Annotated in this window: 17 protein-coding genes; 8 read left to right on the top strand and 9 right to left on the bottom strand. The window is 49.7% G+C overall.

Annotation, left to right across the window (positions count from 1 at the left end; translation table 11 throughout):
• Window positions 1–114: 114 nt before the first annotated feature.
• The 3 genes from AC0YNZ_RS13905 to AC0YNZ_RS13895 are packed head-to-tail and all read left to right on the top strand — an operon-like array spanning window position 115 to window position 2,316.
• Window positions 115–387: a hypothetical protein gene (locus tag AC0YNZ_RS13905; protein WP_475827163.1), complete on the top strand. Its 273-nt coding sequence runs from the start codon at window positions 115–117 to the stop codon at window positions 385–387.
• Window positions 371–1,117, top strand: coding sequence for a glycerophosphodiester phosphodiesterase (locus AC0YNZ_RS13900; RefSeq protein WP_475827354.1), 747 nt, complete (start codon window positions 371–373; stop codon window positions 1,115–1,117). The genes AC0YNZ_RS13905 and AC0YNZ_RS13900 overlap by 17 nt, the downstream gene beginning before the upstream one ends.
• Complete coding sequence (locus AC0YNZ_RS13895) at window positions 1,114–2,316, top strand: SLC45 family MFS transporter (protein WP_475827162.1); 1,203 nt, start codon at window positions 1,114–1,116, stop codon at window positions 2,314–2,316. The genes AC0YNZ_RS13900 and AC0YNZ_RS13895 overlap by 4 nt, the downstream gene beginning before the upstream one ends.
• 99 nt (window positions 2,317–2,415) lie before the next feature.
• Here AC0YNZ_RS13895 and AC0YNZ_RS13890 read toward each other — a convergent pair whose 3' ends face one another.
• The 4 genes from AC0YNZ_RS13890 to AC0YNZ_RS13875 form a co-directional block, all read right to left on the bottom strand.
• A complete protein-coding gene (locus tag AC0YNZ_RS13890) occupies window positions 2,416–3,282 on the bottom strand; it encodes a YitT family protein (protein WP_475827161.1) in 867 nt (288 codons plus the stop codon).
• A gap of 518 nt (window positions 3,283–3,800) precedes the next feature.
• A complete protein-coding gene (locus AC0YNZ_RS13885; RefSeq protein WP_475827160.1) occupies window positions 3,801–4,079 on the bottom strand; it encodes a hypothetical protein in 279 nt (92 codons plus the stop codon).
• 153 nt (window positions 4,080–4,232) lie between these two features.
• Window positions 4,233–6,005 carry an ABC transporter ATP-binding protein gene (locus AC0YNZ_RS13880; RefSeq protein WP_475827159.1) on the bottom strand — a complete coding sequence of 591 codons (1,773 nt, stop codon included), beginning with the start codon at window positions 6,003–6,005 and terminating at the stop codon, window positions 4,233–4,235.
• Between the two features lie 12 nt (window positions 6,006–6,017).
• Window positions 6,018–7,760, bottom strand: coding sequence for an ABC transporter ATP-binding protein (locus tag AC0YNZ_RS13875; protein WP_475827158.1), 1,743 nt, complete (start codon window positions 7,758–7,760; stop codon window positions 6,018–6,020).
• A gap of 311 nt (window positions 7,761–8,071) precedes the next feature.
• On the opposite strand from AC0YNZ_RS13875, the gene AC0YNZ_RS13870 reads away from it, so the two are divergent.
• Window positions 8,072–9,145 (top strand): glycosyltransferase family 2 protein, encoded by a 1,074-nt coding sequence (locus tag AC0YNZ_RS13870; protein ID WP_475827157.1) that lies wholly within the window; start codon window positions 8,072–8,074, stop codon window positions 9,143–9,145.
• A 67-nt stretch (window positions 9,146–9,212) separates the two neighbouring features.
• Here the strand turns inward: AC0YNZ_RS13870 and AC0YNZ_RS13865 are convergent, their stop codons facing one another.
• Window positions 9,213–10,259 (bottom strand): anthranilate phosphoribosyltransferase, encoded by a 1,047-nt coding sequence (locus AC0YNZ_RS13865; protein ID WP_475827353.1) that lies wholly within the window; start codon window positions 10,257–10,259, stop codon window positions 9,213–9,215.
• A gap of 16 nt (window positions 10,260–10,275) precedes the next feature.
• Window positions 10,276–10,893, bottom strand: a complete 618-nt coding sequence (locus tag AC0YNZ_RS13860; RefSeq protein ID WP_475827156.1) for an ANTAR domain-containing response regulator — start codon at window positions 10,891–10,893, stop codon at window positions 10,276–10,278.
• Between the two features lie 423 nt (window positions 10,894–11,316).
• Here AC0YNZ_RS13860 and nirB point away from each other — a divergent pair, with 423 nt between their 5' ends.
• The 4 genes from nirB (at window position 11,317) to AC0YNZ_RS13840 (ending at window position 16,241) form a co-directional block, all read left to right on the top strand.
• Entirely contained in the window at window positions 11,317–13,758 is a 2,442-nt protein-coding gene (gene nirB / locus AC0YNZ_RS13855) for a nitrite reductase large subunit NirB (RefSeq protein ID WP_475827155.1), read from the top strand.
• A 57-nt stretch (window positions 13,759–13,815) separates the two neighbouring features.
• Entirely contained in the window at window positions 13,816–14,133 is a 318-nt protein-coding gene (gene nirD / locus AC0YNZ_RS13850) for a nitrite reductase small subunit NirD (RefSeq protein ID WP_475827154.1), read from the top strand.
• A 72-nt stretch (window positions 14,134–14,205) separates the two neighbouring features.
• A complete protein-coding gene (gene cobA / locus AC0YNZ_RS13845; RefSeq protein ID WP_475827352.1) occupies window positions 14,206–14,970 on the top strand; it encodes a uroporphyrinogen-III C-methyltransferase in 765 nt (254 codons plus the stop codon).
• Between the two features lie 317 nt (window positions 14,971–15,287).
• Window positions 15,288–16,241 carry a TRM11 family SAM-dependent methyltransferase gene (locus AC0YNZ_RS13840; RefSeq protein ID WP_475827351.1) on the top strand — a complete coding sequence of 318 codons (954 nt, stop codon included), beginning with the start codon at window positions 15,288–15,290 and terminating at the stop codon, window positions 16,239–16,241.
• Window positions 16,242–16,254: 13 nt separating this feature from the next.
• On the opposite strand, the gene AC0YNZ_RS13835 is transcribed toward AC0YNZ_RS13840, so the two are convergent.
• From AC0YNZ_RS13835 to AC0YNZ_RS13825, 3 genes are all read right to left on the bottom strand, one after another.
• Entirely contained in the window at window positions 16,255–17,028 is a 774-nt protein-coding gene (locus tag AC0YNZ_RS13835) for an alpha/beta hydrolase (protein ID WP_475827350.1), read from the bottom strand.
• A 220-nt stretch (window positions 17,029–17,248) separates the two neighbouring features.
• The gene (locus tag AC0YNZ_RS13830) at window positions 17,249–17,716 is read right to left on the bottom strand and encodes a divergent PAP2 family protein (protein WP_475827153.1); all 468 of its coding nucleotides are present in this window, start codon (window positions 17,714–17,716) and stop codon (window positions 17,249–17,251) included.
• Window positions 17,717–17,908: 192 nt separating this feature from the next.
• Complete coding sequence (locus AC0YNZ_RS13825) at window positions 17,909–18,751, bottom strand: MBL fold metallo-hydrolase (protein ID WP_475827152.1); 843 nt, start codon at window positions 18,749–18,751, stop codon at window positions 17,909–17,911.
• Between the last annotated feature and the right edge of the window lie 3 nt (window positions 18,752–18,754).

The raw sequence follows: 18,754 nt of genomic DNA, 5'->3' as shown, positions 1-18,754 counted from the left end.
TATGTAAATGGTCTTTTTTATTTTGTTTTAGCAGCCCTGTCCAGCCACTTTTATTATGGAGGGCAATATGCTACGATCCTCGTAAACAATAGTAAAACATACCTAGCCAGAGGAATGACAGCTTATAGATTATTATGCACATGTCAAATGGTTCACAGACGCCGCCCTGGACAATTCCTGCTCATTCCGCAGCACTATACGACAAAGATCGGCACGCTTGCGATGCTGGTCGTATTTAGCGATACAAGCATCGAAGCCGGGCTGTTCCATATGCTTGATTACGGCTTTACCTTGCTATTATCGGCGTCCACATCTATTACCGCTACGCTTAGTTGCTTAGATACCCTTCAAACCGAGAGGATGAACCGTTATCAAAACGCCCATTAATTTCGCCCATCGCGGAGCAAGCGGCTGCTGTCCCGAAAATACGCTTGCGGCATTCAAAAAAGCGCTCGAGCTTGGCGCTACGGGCATCGAAACCGATGTACAGCTGACCAAGGACGGCCGAATCATTGTCATTCATGATGAGTCCTTAGCGCGAACGACTGGTCTCAACAAGCTTGTAAAGGATACCGATTACAAGGAGCTTGCCTCACTCGACGCGGGGAGCTGGTACGCTCCAGCCTTCCACGCCGAACGGATTCCAACGCTCGAGCAGCTGCTCGAGCTTCTGCAGCCTACCGGCATCATCCTCAATATCGAGCTCAAAAACGGCGTCATCCTCTATCCGGAGATAGAGCATAAGGTGATCGAAATGGTTCGCGCTTATCAAATGACGGATCGCGTCATCCTATCCAGCTTCAATCATTACTCACTCGTGCTGTGCAAGCAATTGGCGCCCGAAATCCGTACCGGCCTGTTGTACATGGAAGGGCTTTATCGTCCTTGGGATTATGCGGCGGCCGTCCAGGCAGACGCGCTGCATGCCTACAAATATGCGGTAACGCCCGAATGGATAGCAGAGGCGTCCGCACACGGCATCGGCTATCATCCGTTCACCGTTAATGACGCGGCCGAGATGGAGCAGCTGCTCGATGCAGGAGCGGCCGGCATCATTACCGATTTTCCGGATCGTCTGGCAGAAGTGCTCACAAGGAGAGGAGTGCAGGCGGAATGAAAAAAACATGGCTGCTCGGGTTCGGTTTTTTCAGCATTAGCATCACATGGGCGCTGTACAACGCATTCGTTCCTTTTTTCCTCGCCAAATTTTTGACGAGCACTGCGCTTATCGGCTTTATGATGACGATCGACAATTATTTCGCTTTGTTTTTGCAGCCTTGGATCGGCAGCCGCAGCGACCGCACGAACAGCCGACTGGGCAAAAGAATGCCTTACCTGCTCATCGGCATGCCGCTCGCCGCTTTGTTTGGAGCACTTATCCCTTGGCATACCAGCTTGTTAACGCTCGTTTTGTTTATGGTGCTCATGAATCTTTCGATGAGCTTATACCGTTCGCCGACCATTGCGCTTATGCCCGATATTACAAAAGACAGCAAGCGGACGCAGGCGAACGGGATTATCAACTTCATGGGCGGCATCGGCTCCATTATCGCCTTCTCGGGAGGCTCGTTACTATATGAGAAGCATGTCTCGCTCCCATTTCTGACAGCATCCGTTTTGACGCTAATCTGTCTGGTCGTTCTCTTGAGTACGATCAAGGAAAAACGGGATGCTATCGCCTACGCGCCGGTAGAGGTGAAGTCAAAAATATCGTTCAGGGGACAATGGAACCGGCCTACGCTCTTCCTGCTGGGCGCTATTTTTTTCTGGTTTCTGTCCTATCAAGGCGTCGAAGCTTTCTTCACCTTGTACGGCACAAACCATTTGCATCTCACGGAAGGTCAATCGGCGTTCTCGCTTGCCTTCTTCTCGCTGGCCTTCGTCCTCGCCGCCATTCCGAGCGGACTGCTCGGCAATCGCTTCGGCAAAAAACGGATCATCGCCATTGGCGTCGTTGGCCTAATCGCGATTTTCGCCGCCATCTCGTTTGTTGATGCATTGCTGCCGCTTCGCGCACTGCTATTATTGGGGGGCATATGCTGGGCAATGATCAACATTAACTCCTACCCCTTCATCGTCACCCTCGGAGACGAGCAAAGCATCGGTACCCGTACGGGCATCTATTATTTGATCTCCTCGCTGGCCGCCATTTCATCGCCTCCGCTAATGGGCGGTTTGATTGATCTGCTCGGTTATTCGGTGCTTTTCTACTTTTCATCAGGCGGCATGGTTATCGCCCTGCTCTTCCTGCTCGGGATCCGGGACAAGGGACTGCCGAAAGCAATCGCTGCGCAAAAGGGATCAACAAACATTTAAAACGCATTTGATTCCCATAAAAAGAAAACTGACATTCAGACGGTTATCCGTTTGAATGTCAGTTTATGGATTAACGATTGTTCACCTTTGTTAGTTCCGTTAGTGTATGCTGCCTTTGCTAAATCCGCCGCCCATAACGTCGGACACATGCTCAATGGCAATAAACGCATTTTGATCAATAGATTGCACGATTGCTTTCAGCTTCGCCAGCTCAAGACGGGATACGACGCAATAAATCATTTGCGTCTCATCCTTCGAGTAGCCTCCGCGCGCTTGGATCAATGTCGTTGTGCGTCCTAAACGATCGATAATTGCCTGGGAAATTTCCTCGAATTCACTCGAAATAATCGTCACCGATTTCGACTCGTCGAGACCTTCCACGACGATATCGATCAATTTTATCGCAATATAATAAGTAAACATCGAATACATCGCCGAATCCCATTCAAATACGAAGCCCGCAACGACAAAGATGACGACGTTGAATATCATAATGATTTGTCCGACAGGCATGCGCAGCTTCTTCGAAATGAGGATCGACACGATCTCTACGCCGTCAAGCGAACCGCCAAAACGAATCGCAAGACCGACGCCCGCTCCCAGAATAAGACCGCCGAACAAAACCGCCAGCAGCTTCTCCTCTGTAAACGCATCGACATGATGAAGCAATGACGTCGTGACCGACATGACGATAATCCCGTAAAGCGTCGAGATAGCGAACGTTTTCCCAATTTGTTTATATCCGAGAATAAGAAACGGTACGTTCACAAGGAACAAGTACAGGCCTAGAGGAAGCGGTGTTAAATGCGCCAGCATAATCGAAATACCAGCTATGCCTCCGTCGATAACATCATTTGGAACAAGAAATAATTCCAAGGCGACGCCCATTAGAACCGAACCGATCGTTATGAATATAAACCGTTTGAAAATTTCTATTGATGATAACCCCTTATGTACCTTCGCCAACAGCTCAACCTCCATTTTTTCCGATTGTATCCACTAACTGTAGCACAATAACGGCATTCTTTCAAAAATGCAGGCACACTCGATAGAAGCTTTGCCGTATCCTCCCGCTTTACAAACACTGACAATCCTCTCGGGCGCACCCTTCAACATCCGATTCAATTCCCCGTATCCAAGGTGCAAGCCGCAGCGATGTTTAGTGTCACTTTACGCAACTAATTCGAAGGTTCTATTTTTTCCACCCATTAGATTCATTTTATAAAACTAATTCGAAGGTTCTATTTTTTATCGCCCATTAGTTTCAGTTTACGAAACTAAAATCACATTATTAGCACCACCCATCTGAAACCGGGCATTTAGCATCGTAAACGGAAACTAATCCGCAACTTTCCTCGCACACAGCTGAATTAGATTCACGATATGAATCTAAATGCCGCGTATGCTTCTCCAAGCCTCATCCTGTACATAAAAAAAAGACTCATGCCGCATTACATGCGGGCGTGAGTCTTTTCTTCAACACGTTAGTCCACGTAGCCTGCAAGTCCTTTGTCCATCAGATAGTCCATTTCAGCGTCCAAAATCGACTCTACCTTCAGCTCGTCCAGCTTAACGTCTTTGCGGCTGAGAATATAATCCACCAGCTCGTCGCTGTCGATGTCCACCTCGCCTTTGGCATCTTCGTTCGCATTATTGATAAAGGCCTGCTCATGCTTCAACACAAGCAAGATGCTGGCCGCATCGAGGTTCGTTTCGGCTGCTATGTATTGCACAAGCTCCTGCTCATTGATTTGATCCGTCATCGTTTGTCATCTCCTAATCGTTTACGTACCGCCATTGTATCATATCAAGCCTCATTGTCGCTAAGAGCGATATAATTGCAACACTCTCTGCCTACAACCAGCACTATCACCAAATGTCACATACATGGCACTCCCTACTCTATACCAATGCGTCTATGCTTCTTTCGTTACGGCTGTCATTTCCGCCGAGGCTTTCTCGCCCTTTTGCAGCTGATACATTTTGTAATATCTGCCGCCCAGCGCCATCAGCGAATCATGATTGCCGCGCTCGACGATTTCGCCGCGATGCAGAACGAGAATTTGATCGGCATCGCGGATCGTGGACAGCCTATGTGCAATAACGAGCGTCGTCCGGCCCTCGCTGACCACCCGCAGCGCTTGCTGAATTAGCCCTTCGGTCTCGCTGTCTATGCTCGCCGTCGCCTCGTCCAAAATAAGTATCGACGGATCGAAGGCTAGCGCCCTGGCGAAGGAAATAAGCTGCCGCTGACCGGAGGAAAGCGTACTGCCCCGCTCGACTACCAGCTCATCATAGCCGCCGGGCAGCTGCTCGATGAACGGTGCCGCGCCGACATCCTTCAGCACGCTTTTCACCCGTTCAATTGTAATGTCTTTATTATAAAGGCTGACGTTGAACTTAATGTCCCCGGCAAATAAATACGGATCCTGCAGCACGATCCCCATATGCTTGCGCAGCGCTTGCTTAGAGAACGTTGAGATATCCCGGCCGTCAATCGTAATAGCCCCTTTATCCGGCTCATAAAAGCCAAGCAGAAGGTTCATTATTGAGCTTTTGCCCGAGCCGGTATGACCGACTAAAGCGACTGTTTCTCCCCTTCGAGCCTCAAACGAAATTTGCTTCAACACATCTTCGCCTGCTTTATACGCAAAGGTGACGTTATCGAATTTCACGACCCCGTCCGGCCGCTTCACATGCTCGATCGATTCGACATTCATACCTTCCATATCAAGGATCGCAAACACCTTCTCCGCGGATACGAACGCCCGCTGCGCATTCGTCAGCTGATCGAAAATACCGATGATCGGTTGAAAGATGCGGCCCAAATAGTCGATGAAGGCATAAAACACGCCGAATAAAATAGCGGTCTCGAGCGACGCGCGGCCAAAATACCAAATGACCATCGCCGTTAACAGGCTGCCGATCGTGCCCACAATGTTTCGCGAGGATAAAGAAAACACTCTGAACTGTTTAATTTGATTGACGTACCGATCCTCATTCAGCACCTCGAACTCATCCAGCGTCACCTTCTCGCGGCGAAACGCTTGAATGATCTGCATGACCACAATCGATTCATTAATCATCGCATTCATGTCGCTGAGCCGGGCGCGCATAATCGTAATGTACCTCTTCGAATATTTCAAATGTACGGCCATGATAAGCGCAAAAAGCGGAGGCAGGAGCAGGCAGAACAGCGCGAGCCGCATGTCCAATATGAACAGCGCCGTAAAAATGCCGATCAGCTGGACGAAACTGACGACAAAGGTTGCCATGAAGCTCATGAACAAATCCCGCACAGCCTCTGTGTCGTTCGCTATTCTCGATACGATTTGCCCGATTGGCGTATTGTCGAAATAGCGCAGCGGAATCCGGTGAATATGGCCCATTAAATCCATACGCATGTTCTTAATAATTTGCAGCGCTGTCGACTGCAGCATGTAGGCTTGCGAGAAATTGCCGATACTGGCGACGAGCAGCAGCCCCATATAAAGCGCAAGCAGCCCGAGAACAGGCAGCAAATCCCCCCCGCCGGCCGACAAGTGCTTATCGATAATCGTTTTGATAATAAAGGGACCACCAAGCTCAGCGCCTACCGCGCAGCAAAGAATAAGCAGCGCGCCGATAATTCTAAACTTATAAACGAGAGCGTATCCGAATAGTCTTCTCGCCGTCGATTGCTTTGGCATGCTTTAGCCTCCTCATTCTTCCAAGCTCGCTTCCATTTGCTGACGTTCCCACTGTTCCTTGTACCAGCCTCCGAACAGCATGAGCTCATCATGCGTGCCTTCTTCTATGATCCGTCCTTCATTCAATACGATAATCCAATCCGCATGACTGACTGCGGAAAGGCGGTGCGTCGTAATAAACGTCGTCTTTCCCTCGCGTTCCAAGCGGATATGATGAAGAATCCGGCTCTCAGTCCGCGCATCGACCGCCGACAGCGAATCATCCAGCAGCAATATTTCGGAATCAATGAGCAAAGCCCGCGCAATCGCCAGACGCTGCTTCTGCCCGCCTGAGAGCATAACGCCATTTTCACCGACGATGGTTTCAAGCCCCTCGGGCATCAGCGCAATATCCTCTGTAAAGGAAGCCATTTCTACCGCGCGGGCGATTTCTTCAGGAGACGCGTCCGGCTTGCCAAGCGCAATATTGTCTCTGATCGATTTAGACAGCAGCAAATGCTCCTGCGGCACATAGGCAATCCAGCGTCTCATCTGGTCGATCGCTATCCGCTCCACAGGCACGCCCGCTATCATCAACCGCTCATGCTCCAGCGGATATTGGCGCAGCAGCTGCTTCAGCAGCGTACTCTTTCCGCTTCCCGTTTTGCCTACGATACCAAGCGTCTGGCCGCGCTCAAGCTGCAAGGATACGTTGTCCAGACTCGGGTGGCTGGCCGCAGGATAAGTGAATGTCAGCTGCTTCATTTCAATGCTCGTTGGCACTGTTATCCCAACCGGCTTGTCTGTATCCGACAGATCCGGCTTTTGCGTAAGCGCCGTATCGAGCCGGTCGGCCGAAGCGCTTCCGCGCTGCAGCACATTAATAAATTCGCCAAAGGAGATCATCGGCCAAATGAGCATACCCAAATAAATATTGAACGAAATGAGCTGGCCGAGCGATATTTCGCCTTGAAAAACAAGATAAGAGCCATAACCTATGCCGATGGAATAGCTGACGCCGACAATCAATGAAATAATAGGCTGAAAAAGAGCATTTAATAGGGATACCCGCTTGTTTTTGAGCATAACTTCAGAGGTCACTTTATCGAATGCAGCGAGGTCATCGTTTTCCTGCACATAGGAGCGGATAACGCGTATGCCGGAAATCGACTCCAGCGCATGGTCGTTCATTTTGCCGAAGGAGGCCTGCGCATCCAGAAACCGGGTTCTCACTTTTTTGCCAAGCTTGCTGATAACGGCCGCCAGCAGCGGCAGCGGAATGAGGGCCGCAAGCATTAATTTATAGCTTACGAGCGAAACCATCATTATGACGACTACAGAAGCGCCAACGAGCGTATTAACCAATGTCATAACGCCGTAGCCTGCCGTTTGTCCAATAGCCAAAATGTCATTTGTAGCGAGCGCCATTAATTGCCCCGTGCTGTTACGCTGAAAAAAAGCAGGGGTCATCCTCGTCAAATTCGCAAGCAGCCGGCCCCTCAGCACCTTCTCAATTAGCGCCGAATTGCCAAACAGCGTCGTAATCCATATGTAGACCATGACGTAGAGCGTCAGCGAAAGTCCGATAAGCAGCAGCACCGTCTGCGTCAAGCCGGCCGAGGTAAGCTGTCCTTCACGGATATGATCGACCGTTCTCCCGATGAGATTGGGCGGTATCGTGGAGAGCAAACTAACTAATGCCATGATGCCGATGGCGACCGCGTAGCTTCCCCATCTATCCTTAAAAAACCATCGCAACCGATTTACAAATGACATGATATCCTCCTTTTCCTCTTACCGATCATCCGCAGCATGCTGCTTTTCTTGCATGGGTTTACCCAAGTTGCTTCAAGCTCCATATTCTCACTCAGGCTCACCTTTTGTTAGATATGTTTTCCATTTTTCAGTATAGCAGTATCTGCGAAAATAATAAATTTCCCAACAAACAAACATAAAAAACCGCTAACCAACCGAAAGTTCAACGTACAGAAAATAACGTTTTGTTCTTTATAACGAATGTGATATGATGATTTTAAAACCTATCCTGGCCGCGCCATGAAATATTGATCATTCCCGAGGTGAAGCGTATGGACTGCGCCATTAGTGTAATTGTGCCTATTTTTAATGCGGAGAAATGGTTAGGCCGATGCATAAATCGTATCCTTCAACAGCCCTTCCGCCAAATTGAGCTGCTGCTGGTTAATGACGGCTCTACGGATCGCAGCGGAGCCATTTGCGAGGAGTTCGCCGCCAGGGATGTCAGAATCAAATTGCTTCACAAGCCAAACGGCGGAACGAGCAGCACCAAAAACGTCGGCCTCAACGCCGCAACCGGCAAATATGTCGCCTTCCTCGATGCTGATGATGAAATCGACGAGTTATTTTTCGTTAAGCTTTATGCCACTGCGGAGCAGCATGCTTGCGATATCGTCATCAGCGGCTACGAGACCGTCCCGACCAAGCTCAGCTTCTCCCCCCGCTTCAGACTCCATACACTTATGAACGGGAAGGATTTTGTACTAAGCGCAGTCTCCGTTCATTCCGGCAACGATTTATGCTTTGCTTGGCGGAGCCTGTTCCTCCGGACGCCGCTTGTAAGCCGGGGCATTCAATTCCATGAGGGGCTGACGATCGGAGAGGATACGGTCTTTAATCTGGAAGCGCTGCTGACCTCCGAGCGCGTCTACGCGATCCCGGACCCGTTATATTTCTACACCGTTAACAATTTGGACAGTCTAATGAGCACGCCCTATAAACCTTATCTGGAGCGAAACATGGTCTTGCAATATCAGCTAAGGAAGCAGCTTTCCGAACACTTCGGCTTGCTCGCCCACGATCATTATAGAAGAGACATGGCAGCCTACCATATACGTTCCATCTATGGCATGCTGATCAGAAATTTCAAGAATAGTCCTACTGTCCCCGCAAAAGAGGATGTCGCAAGAATTGTTACTCTTGAGTTGGTTACAGACAGCACCAAGGAACTAGGCTTCTTGTGCAAATGCGGCAGCGTGAAAGAGTACATCTATTATTTGGCGCTCAAATTTAAGCTGGCCGCTATTCTCTTCAGCTGGGAATTCGGTTCACCGTTCGCCGCTTCCTGTCTTCCCTTCAGAATAGCCGGAAAGAGCAAACGTGTGGGCAATCGGACCATCCGCTAAAGGATTAGAACGAAAGAAAGGAAGGCTGCCGAGCACCTATGCCCGGCAGCCTTCCTTTCTTTCGTTGCTATTTGGTGCGGCAAGGCAAAGCACTTTCACTTCGCAGTGAATTTTGCCATTTGCGATAAATCTCCCAAGGAGCGCCATTATCGAGCAAATCGTTGCACGTATACAGCCCTTCCTCAATCGATTCAACCTTCTCCGCCAGCTTCAGCCTTACGGCTGCGTTAAGCATCACTTGATTCGCGAAGGCGATATGTCCGCGTCCTTGCAGGACGGATTCCGAAACGCGCAATTGCTCGGCTGGCGTCCAATCGATTTCCGGAACAGGCGTCTCTAAGCCGTAGGTGTCCGGATCAATAATATGTAGCTGCGATTGTCCGTCTTCTACGAAATAAGTGCGGGTTGGCCTCTCGATGAACAAGTCCTCGGAACCTTCCATTCCCTGCACGATGAGCGCTTTTTTGTATTGCAAATTGTCTGCTAACTTCGCCATGCGCTCAAATACGGTATTATGATAAACCCCAAAAATTAAATAAGGGGAATTTGAGTAGTCTATCAGCTTCTCAGCCGTATTGAGCACCGTTCGCATGCCCAGCTCAATACGAATGGAACGCAGCGCCTTAAGGGGCGGACACCATTCCTCGGCAGGCACGTACAGCACGCCTGTATCCGCTGCCGTTTGAACAATCCGGTCCCGGGCTAACGAATCCGCATCAATACCGGCTTCCTTCAGCAGATCATGCAGCGTTATGCCCCATTTTGGAGGCAAGGATGCCGATCCGTGCAGCGTAACCGGAAGCCCGGCGGCCGCGAGTATAAATGCCGTAGGAAACGTGGCGAAAAACGATTTTTTCCTGCCGTCATATGGGCCGGAGCAGTCGATTCCCTGCTGAATGGGGGTGCGGTGCGCATGCTGGCGGCATACCGTTACGAAAGCTTCAAGCTCTTCGACGCTTTCCATTTTTATACGTTCAGCAATGAAAAAGGCGCCTATTTGCGCCGGGGTCGCCTTTAATTCAAGGATCGCATTTGCCGCAAGCAACGCATCGTCATACCCGAGGTCCCGCGCTCCCCTTTTGCCCCGGCCGACTTCCTTCAATAGGTTGATCATCATCGCAAAGCCCCCTTTATTTTTGATCCTGAAGTATTTGATATACCTTAACGATCGATGTTGCAACATCAACCATGCGTTTGCGTTCATTCATGGCCTGTTTGCGCAAAACGTCGTAAGCTTCCGCTTCAGAAATATTTTTAATTTTGCATAAAATACCCTTTGCCATATCGATCCACTTCCGCTCTTCAAGCCGCCCTTCCAGCTGCTTGCGCTCGTTCTTCCACTGCAGCCTCTCGAAGCATTGCTTAGATCCGAAATGAAGGGCCCAGTGCATCTCTTGTTCGCTCATCGAAGGCGTGAGAATACCGTCTATTGGCGCGTCGTCCTCGCAATATGCGGCGGATAAGGAAGCTGAAGCTGCGCTGCACCACCATAGCATCGGGACGGTCTTTTGCTTTAGCAGCTTCGTTCCCCATTGCTTGACTTCGCTAAGAGGTAAATGAAGAATGACTGCGTCTGCGCTGCTCATTTGCAACTCAGCCTTCTTCTCGTCACCTGCGCGAAGAACGTGGTACCCGTATGTCTCAAGTAAATATTTTGGCGTTTGTTTCTTGGAAAGCTGATCCGATTGAGGGTCCGCCATTGCTCCCTCGTTTGCCGCACGATGATCGACTACTAACAAAGAACGCATTTAGAAGCGCCCCCTCCTATTCGACTTTATTGCAAGTGTAAACGGCCAACGCCATACGTTGACCGCAATAGTTCGTCTCGCAGTGAAATATAAGCAAGGTTATACTTGTGATACTCATAGCTTCTTATATTTTAAAATGAAGCGCTAGTCGATACCCTTTGTGATTATATATAACATAGAAAACATGAAATTGTCACTATCCAAGTTTTTTCACCCATTATCGATGTTAAGTATATTGACATGAACTCGAAAATCAGTGTATATTTACGTTATCAAATTCATATTATTCACGGGTACAACGGTGTATTCGTTTGAAGCGGCAAAGAAGCCTGCTTTCAATTTCCTAGGGGACGTGCGTTCACTTTGGAATTGAAGCAGGCTTTTATTTATTTCGCTCAAACAGATTGAGAGGAGATCAACACAATGACGAAAACGAAAAAATTAGTACTCATCGGTAACGGCATGGCAGGAGTTCGGGCAATCGAGCATCTTCTTAAGCTTTCTCCTGAGAGTTATGACATTACGATTTTCGGCGCCGAACCTCATCCGAACTACAACCGGATCATGCTTTCCTCCGTTCTGGCAGGCGGCGCGGATATGCAAGAAATCATCATCAACGACTGGAATTGGTATAAAGAAAATAATATTACATTGCACACGGGCCATAAGGTAACAAAAATTGATACGGAGCTTAAAAAAGTCACCTCCCATCTCGGCCTTGAGGTCGAATACGATGCTATCATTATTGCAACCGGTTCCAATCCGTTCATGCTTCCTCTTCCCGGCGCGGACAAAGAAGGCGTTATTGCATTCCGTGACATCCATGATTGCGAGGTTATGATCGACGCCTCCCAAAAATATAAAAAAGCAGTCGTAATCGGCGGCGGCTTGCTCGGTCTGGAAGCGGCCAGAGGACTTCTTCACCTCGGCATGGAAGTAAACGTCGTTCATATTTTTGGCAATCTGATGGAACGCCAGTTGGACGAAGCGGCTGCAAAAATGCTGCAGCGCGAGCTGGAAGCGCAGGGCATGCAATTTCTATTGCAAAAAAGTACAACTTCTATTAAGGGGAAACGCCGCGCTACCGGCTTAACTTTTGCTGACGGCACTGAGGTTGACGGAGATTTGGTCGTTATGGCTGTCGGTATTAAGCCGAACATTGAGCTTGCCAAAGCATCTGGCATCGAAGTAAACCGCGGTATTATCGTTGACGACTTTATGCAAACGAGCATTCCCGGCATTTATGCTGTCGGCGAATGCGCTGAGCACCGCGGCATCGCTTACGGCCTCGTTGCTCCGCTTTATGAGCAGGGCGCTGTGCTGGCCAAGCATCTTGCAGGCGTCGAAACCGCAGGCTATGCCGGATCCGTCACTTCCACAAAGCTTAAAGTATCCGGCGTTGACGTGTTCTCGGCAGGACGCTTCGATGAAGCGCCAGGCACTCAATCGCTCAAGATCCAAGACGATATGGCAGGCACGTACAAGAAGATCGTCGTCCAAGACGGCAAGCTGGTCGGCGCGGTACTATTCGGCGACACTTCCGACGGCGCTGAGTTATTCGCTACCATTAAGAGCGGCGAATCGATAGCAGGACGCGAGAAGGAAATATTGCTCGGCATTTCATCCGATATGCTCGGCCAATCCTCCGGCAGCAGCAGGCTTGAGGCAATGGCCGATGATGAAATCATTTGCGGATGTAACGGCGTCTCAAAAGGAACGATTGCCGATGCCATCACGAACAAGGGCTGTAATACGGTTAGCGCGATTAAATCCTGCACGAAAGCTTCCGCTTCCTGCGGTGGCTGTAAGCCGCAAGTCGAAGGATTGCTTCAACTTTACGCCGGCGATTCATTGGGCGAGCCGGTTAAAGAAGGCATTTGCGGATGTACGACCCTTAACAGAGACGAGATCGTTGCAGAAATAACACGAATGAATCTCAATTCCACAAAAGAGGTTATGAACGTACTCGGCTGGCACAATCCCGAGGGCTGCTCGAAATGCCGTCCAGCGCTTAACTACTACCTCGGCATGATCAATCCGGAGGAATATGTTGACGAGAATGAATCCCGGATTACCAATGAGCGCTACCATGCAAATATTCAGAAGGATGGCACGTACTCCGTTGTACCGCGTATTTACGGCGGTGTAACCTCCCCTGCTGATTTGAAGAAAATTGCGGAAGTCGCTGAGAAATTCGACGTTCCGATGGTTAAATTTACAGGCGGACAACGTCTCGACTTGCTTGGCGTTAAGAAAGAGGATCTCCCGAAAATTTGGGAAGAGCTTGATATGCCATCCGGACACGCCTACGGCAAAACGCTTAGAACAGTTAAAACATGTGTCGGCTCCACCTTCTGCCGTTTCGGTACGCAGGATTCTATCAGCATGGGTATCCAATTGGAGAAAGCATTCGAGCGTCTCAATACGCCAGCCAAGGTTAAGCTTGCCGTTTCCGGTTGTCCGCGAAATTGTGCTGAAGCTACGATTAAGGACTTTGGCGTAGTCGCTATAGACGGCGGCTGGGAGCTTCATATCGGCGGCAACGGCGGCGTAAAAGTACGTGCGACTGACCTCCTCTGCATCGTCAAAACCGAGGATGAGGTTATGGAATGGTCCTCTGCATTTTTACAGCTTTACCGCGAAAATGCACAATGGAATGAGCGTACGGCTCAATGGATTGAGCGCGTCGGACTCGATCATGTTAAGAAGGCGCTGGAAAGTCGTGAAGAACGTCTTGCCCTTAAATCCCGTATCGAGAAAACGCTCAGCTTGACGACCGATCCATGGAAGCAAATTGTTGAAACAGACGAACTGCGTAAAAATTTCGTGGAATTGTCCAGCCCTCAGCCGGTACAACAACTATAAAATTTACGCTTACGAAGTAAGTTTTGCTTCACAAAACGTTCAAGGAGGAATACACCCATGACAACTACAAAGCTGTTTGTAGCTAACTTATCGGATATAGATGTAAAAGGATCGCGCCGAATTACAATTAAGGATATCGAAATTGCCGTATTCCGCTTGTCGGACGATAGCGTGCTTGCCGTAGAAAATAGATGCCCGCATAAAAACGGTCTGCTTTCCGAAGGGATGGTGTGCGGTACAGACGTACACTGTCCGCTTCATGATTGGAAAATCGATTTGCGCAGCGGTAAAGTGCACGAGCCTGACGAAGGCTGCATCAACACCTTCGAAACCGAAGTTGACCGCGAGAGCGGAGCCATTTTCGTAACCGTTTAAAGCTCATACTCGGAGCAACTAACACTAGGCGGACATGCACGCCAGAAGGAGCAGCAGCCTATGAGAAAATCAATGACAGGCAAGGTCTATATTGTCGGAGCAGGTCCAGGCGACCCAGAGCTTATTACAGTTAAAGCGATGCGACTTATTCAGCAGGCAGACGTTATCTTGTACGATAGGCTCATTAGCAAGGAATTGCTTGGTTATGCCAGCACCCATACGGAACTGGTCTACTGCGGCAAAGCTCCTGGCTCGCATGCCATGCCGCAGCAGCTTATTAATCAAGCGCTCGTGAAGTACGCTCAAGAAGGCAAAACGGTCATCCGTCTTAAGGGCGGCGATCCGTTCGTCTTCGGAAGAGGCGCTGAAGAAGCGTTGGAGCTGGCTTCATGGGGAATCCCATATGAGATTGTGCCCGGCATAACTTCAGCAATCGGCGCTGCCGCTTCTGCAGGCATTCCCGTTACACATCGCGAATATGCCGCTTCCTTCGCTTGCGTAACCGGCAGCCGTTGTCATGGCGACAAGAAGCCAATTCGCTGGGATTTGCTTGCTCACAGCGTTGACACATTAGCCATTTACATGGGCGTAAGCGAGCTGCCCGCAATAAGGGAAGAGCTGCTAAAGCATGGCAAGGCCGCTTCAACTCCGGTAGCGTTAATCGAGCGGGGTACGACTACGCGACAGCGCACAATCGTCGGAACGCTCTCAGATATTCATACGCTTGCCGTCACGATGAAGCTTGCCAATCCGGCGCTCATTATTATTGGAGAAGTCGTCCGCGTACGTGAGCGTCTAATGCTCGCCGAACAACAAGCCGTGACTTTAATTGGATAAGCTCTCGGGTAACAGCACTTATTCCCTATTCGTTGAAGCGGCAGCGTCCTCCGCTGCCGCCAACGATATAATACCAACACCGCACGGAACCCCTCATTAAGCTTTAAGCCCAACATCACCCAATTAACCCCAATTTCAGCACAATTGTAATCTGCCATCGCTGTTTGGGAATAGCTTTCCCCTTTTGCCTTAAATCCTTTCATCGCTATAAGCAAGCACCCTCTTCCATGTAAAGCTAATTAGTATTAAGCAGCGTCAGCCATCCATTTAGCGTATAATAGAGGTTTCAATTCGTTCATGTAAAGGATGCGACTTCACTGAAGAGTAAAGAGCAAGCACCGTTATATATTTATACCTATGGATATCGTTTAGAGGAATCGGAACTATGTCATTTAGAAATGCGCTCGTTTTTTGGTGAGCACGCGGAGTCCGGCCTCTTGATGAGCGGGATAGCCGTTCATCCCGACCGCAGCCCGTTTATGAGAGAACGGATCGAGGTGCTGTATCAGGGCGAGCGTCTAGAGGATATTTGGGAGCAAGTGAAGCAAATCGAGTTAGCCGATGCGACGTTCAAGGTGATTTTCGTCAAAATGAATGACCTGGCGCCGGAAGATAAAATCGATTTCGACGACCAGCGTGTCATTGAACGCGAAATTGGCATGTATATTGAAGGGGAAGCCGATGTACGAAATCCTGATCATTTGTTCGGCATTTTAACCTGGGGCGGACGTTGGTATTTCGGTCATTATATCAAAAGCAATGCCGTCTGGCTTACACATATGCACAAACCGCGCAGCTATTCAATCGCATTAAGCACCCGTGTAGCGCGGGCAGCAGCAAATATTGCCGTACCCAGGTCGGACGGAGTGACGGCGATCGACCCCTGCTGCGGCATCGGGACGGTGCTCGTTGAAGCGTTATCTATGGGAATCGACATCGCCGGCCGAGACATCAATCCTTTCGTCATTCGCGGAGCGCTTGAAAATTTGGCGCATTTCGAGCTTAAGACGAATGTCGCATGCGGCGATATTGCCGATATCTCAGGGCACTACGATGCTGCGATTTTAGATATGCCTTATAATCACTACTCTCGCACAACGCCGGCGGATCAGCTGTCATTGCTGCAGCATGCCCGCCGAATCGCGAGCAAAGCCGTTATCATCACAGCTGATCCAATCGACGGGCTAATAGCTGGTGCAGGCTTCACCATTTCCGATCGCTGCACCACCAGGAAAGGCAGCTTCATCAGACAAATAATCGTTTGCTTCTAAGCTGGCTGTGCAATTACTTGAATCCATTGTATGCAAGCCAGGATGCGCATGCAGCCGTCCACTCTTTCGTATGCTCCTCATCCTCGGCCAAGCCAAGCCCATGACGGCCCTTCGCGTACACGTGAAGATCATAAAGCACATTGTGCTTGCTTAGCGCAGCGGCGAACATCAGGCTGTTCTCAACGGGAACGGCCGCATCATCCGACGTATGCCATAAGAAAGTCGGCGGCGTATCCTCGGTTACATTCGCTTCGCTGCTTAATTGCTCTGCCTTTTCAAGCTCTGCATCCTTGCCTATCAAGTTCATTCTTGAGCCGGCATGCGTGAATGGTTCTTTAAGCGTAATGACGGGATAACATAATACGAGCAGATCCGGACGGCAGGATTCCCGTTCAATAATATCCTCGGCAGCCTCATTTCCTTTGTCGTAGCTCGTACCTGCATTCGAAGCTAAATGGCCGCCGGCAGAAAAGCCAAGAACGCCTATCTTATTTGGATTGATGCGGAAATGTCCCGCCTTATATCTTACGGTACGAATGGCCCGCTGTACGTCCAGCAGCGCACATGGGTATGTATAAGGCGCCACCCGGTAGCGTAGAACGAAAGCAGAAATTCCTAATCCATTCAGCCACTGGGCTATCGGCTCGCCTTCATGATAGGCTCTGGCGCCGTATGCTCCGCCCGGACATACAATAACCGCGGGACGATCGTCGCCTTCCACAAGATAAGGGGTAATGGCTGGACAATCCTCATCCTCATTCCCCGCCGCATAAGGCGCTCCATGCATCCACAATAATTGTTCCGTCACTCCTGAATTCCCCCTAATATTAGTGCATATAAAATGTCATCTTTCCCCATTATATAGCTAACGAAATGCCCCCGCTATCTGAAATCTATTCATTAAACGATGGAAAGCATAATCTCCTAAGGCCGCATGTTTCTATATAAAAAAAGGCTTAAGCCTTAGAGCGCTTAAACCTGTTTTCAAACATTTATTCGCTGCTGCTTCACTTATTGCGGCATGCGGTTATCGCTCCAATAAACCCAAACACAGCCCCGAGCAGAGAGCCCGCCGCAACCTCATGCGGTTGATGGCCTAAGCTTTCCCTAAGCCTATGACGCTGGCGTTTATGATAAATGCCTGGTTGATCGCCGGCTAATCTCTCGACATCTTCATCCAAATCGTTCACCTGCATTGCAATTTCACCCGTATGCCTGCGAATATTCATCGCATCATACATCACAATGATGCCAAGCATGGCAGAAATCGCAAATTCCGGCGTCTTTACACCGTATTTAGTAGCCGTATAAACAGCAAGCGCCGTAACTCCGCTCGAATGAGCGCTTGGCATGCCGCCTGATCCGGCCATTTTACGAACATCCCACTCCCCCGTTTTCGCATAATACAATGGCATCTTAAGCAGCTGCGCCGCTCCAACAGCTGTAATTGCCGTCACGAGTCCTCTGTTTGCCACAGCAGTTCAACCTCCAGTCATCACTCTTTTCTCATTTTGCCCTGCGGTCAGCAAATTCATGTGGATACCCCGCTGGAGAAAAAATATAGCCTGCAGTTAAGGATATCGGCCAACAAGCTGATTGGCGTCGGCATCATGGTCGCCGGCGTTGCCGTATTTAAGCTGAGATAGAGCCTGCCTATCGGATTGCGTTTATTTCATATAAATAAACCGCTCGCCAGGGGCGAACATATGGAACTTCTGTGCCGGGTAATAGCGCTGTATGTAGTCGACAAAATAAGCCGGGTTCTCATCGTTATGCGGAAATAGACCGTAATGCATCGGAATCAACAGATCGGTATTCATTTGCACCGCGATTTCGACCGCTTCGCGATAGTTACAGTTGCCTACGATGCCCTGCTCGTTGCGAACGAAATCCCGTCCGTTAATAGGCAGCATAGCAATATCGATCTGCCTGCTTTGCAGCCAAGTGACCAGCTCCGGAAATCCTACCGTATCTCCGGCATGATAGAGATGAATGCCTTCGAAATTAGCCACGTACCCCAAAAACTTATGCTCGCCCGCTTCATCCTGTTCAAATTGCTCATGTTTGGCGGCAAAAGCCTCGAGCCTTAAGCCGTTTTCCAACTCGAGCGTCTGCCCGTGGGAGATGCCAATAAGCTGTTCATCGCGGAAGCCCCATTCCTTCATTAAAGGCAGATGGGCTCTCGGCACGACAAAGCGCGTTTTGGCGGATTGTCCGATAACCTGCAGCGTCAGCTTGTCCATATGGTCCTCATGATGATGCGAGCATATGACATAATCAATATCCAAACAGTCCGACGGCGCAAGCGGCGTTTCGAACGCCCGCGACCATGGCGGGCCGCACAGCTCATAAACCCAGTTCGTCAAGTAAGGATCGAACAGCACCGTTTTCCTTTTCCATTTGACGAGAAACCCCTCCTGCCCGAGTGCCCAAAGCGCCAATGCCTGCTCAGGCAGCTCCGTCCCGGCAATTTGCTTTACTAATGCTGTCCCGCTCTTGTATACTCTCACGAG

The organism is Paenibacillus sp. J2L1-98 (genome assembly GCF_056269405.1).
Note: the sequence above shows the minus strand (reverse complement) of the source record. Positions and strands in the feature narration are given on the sequence as shown.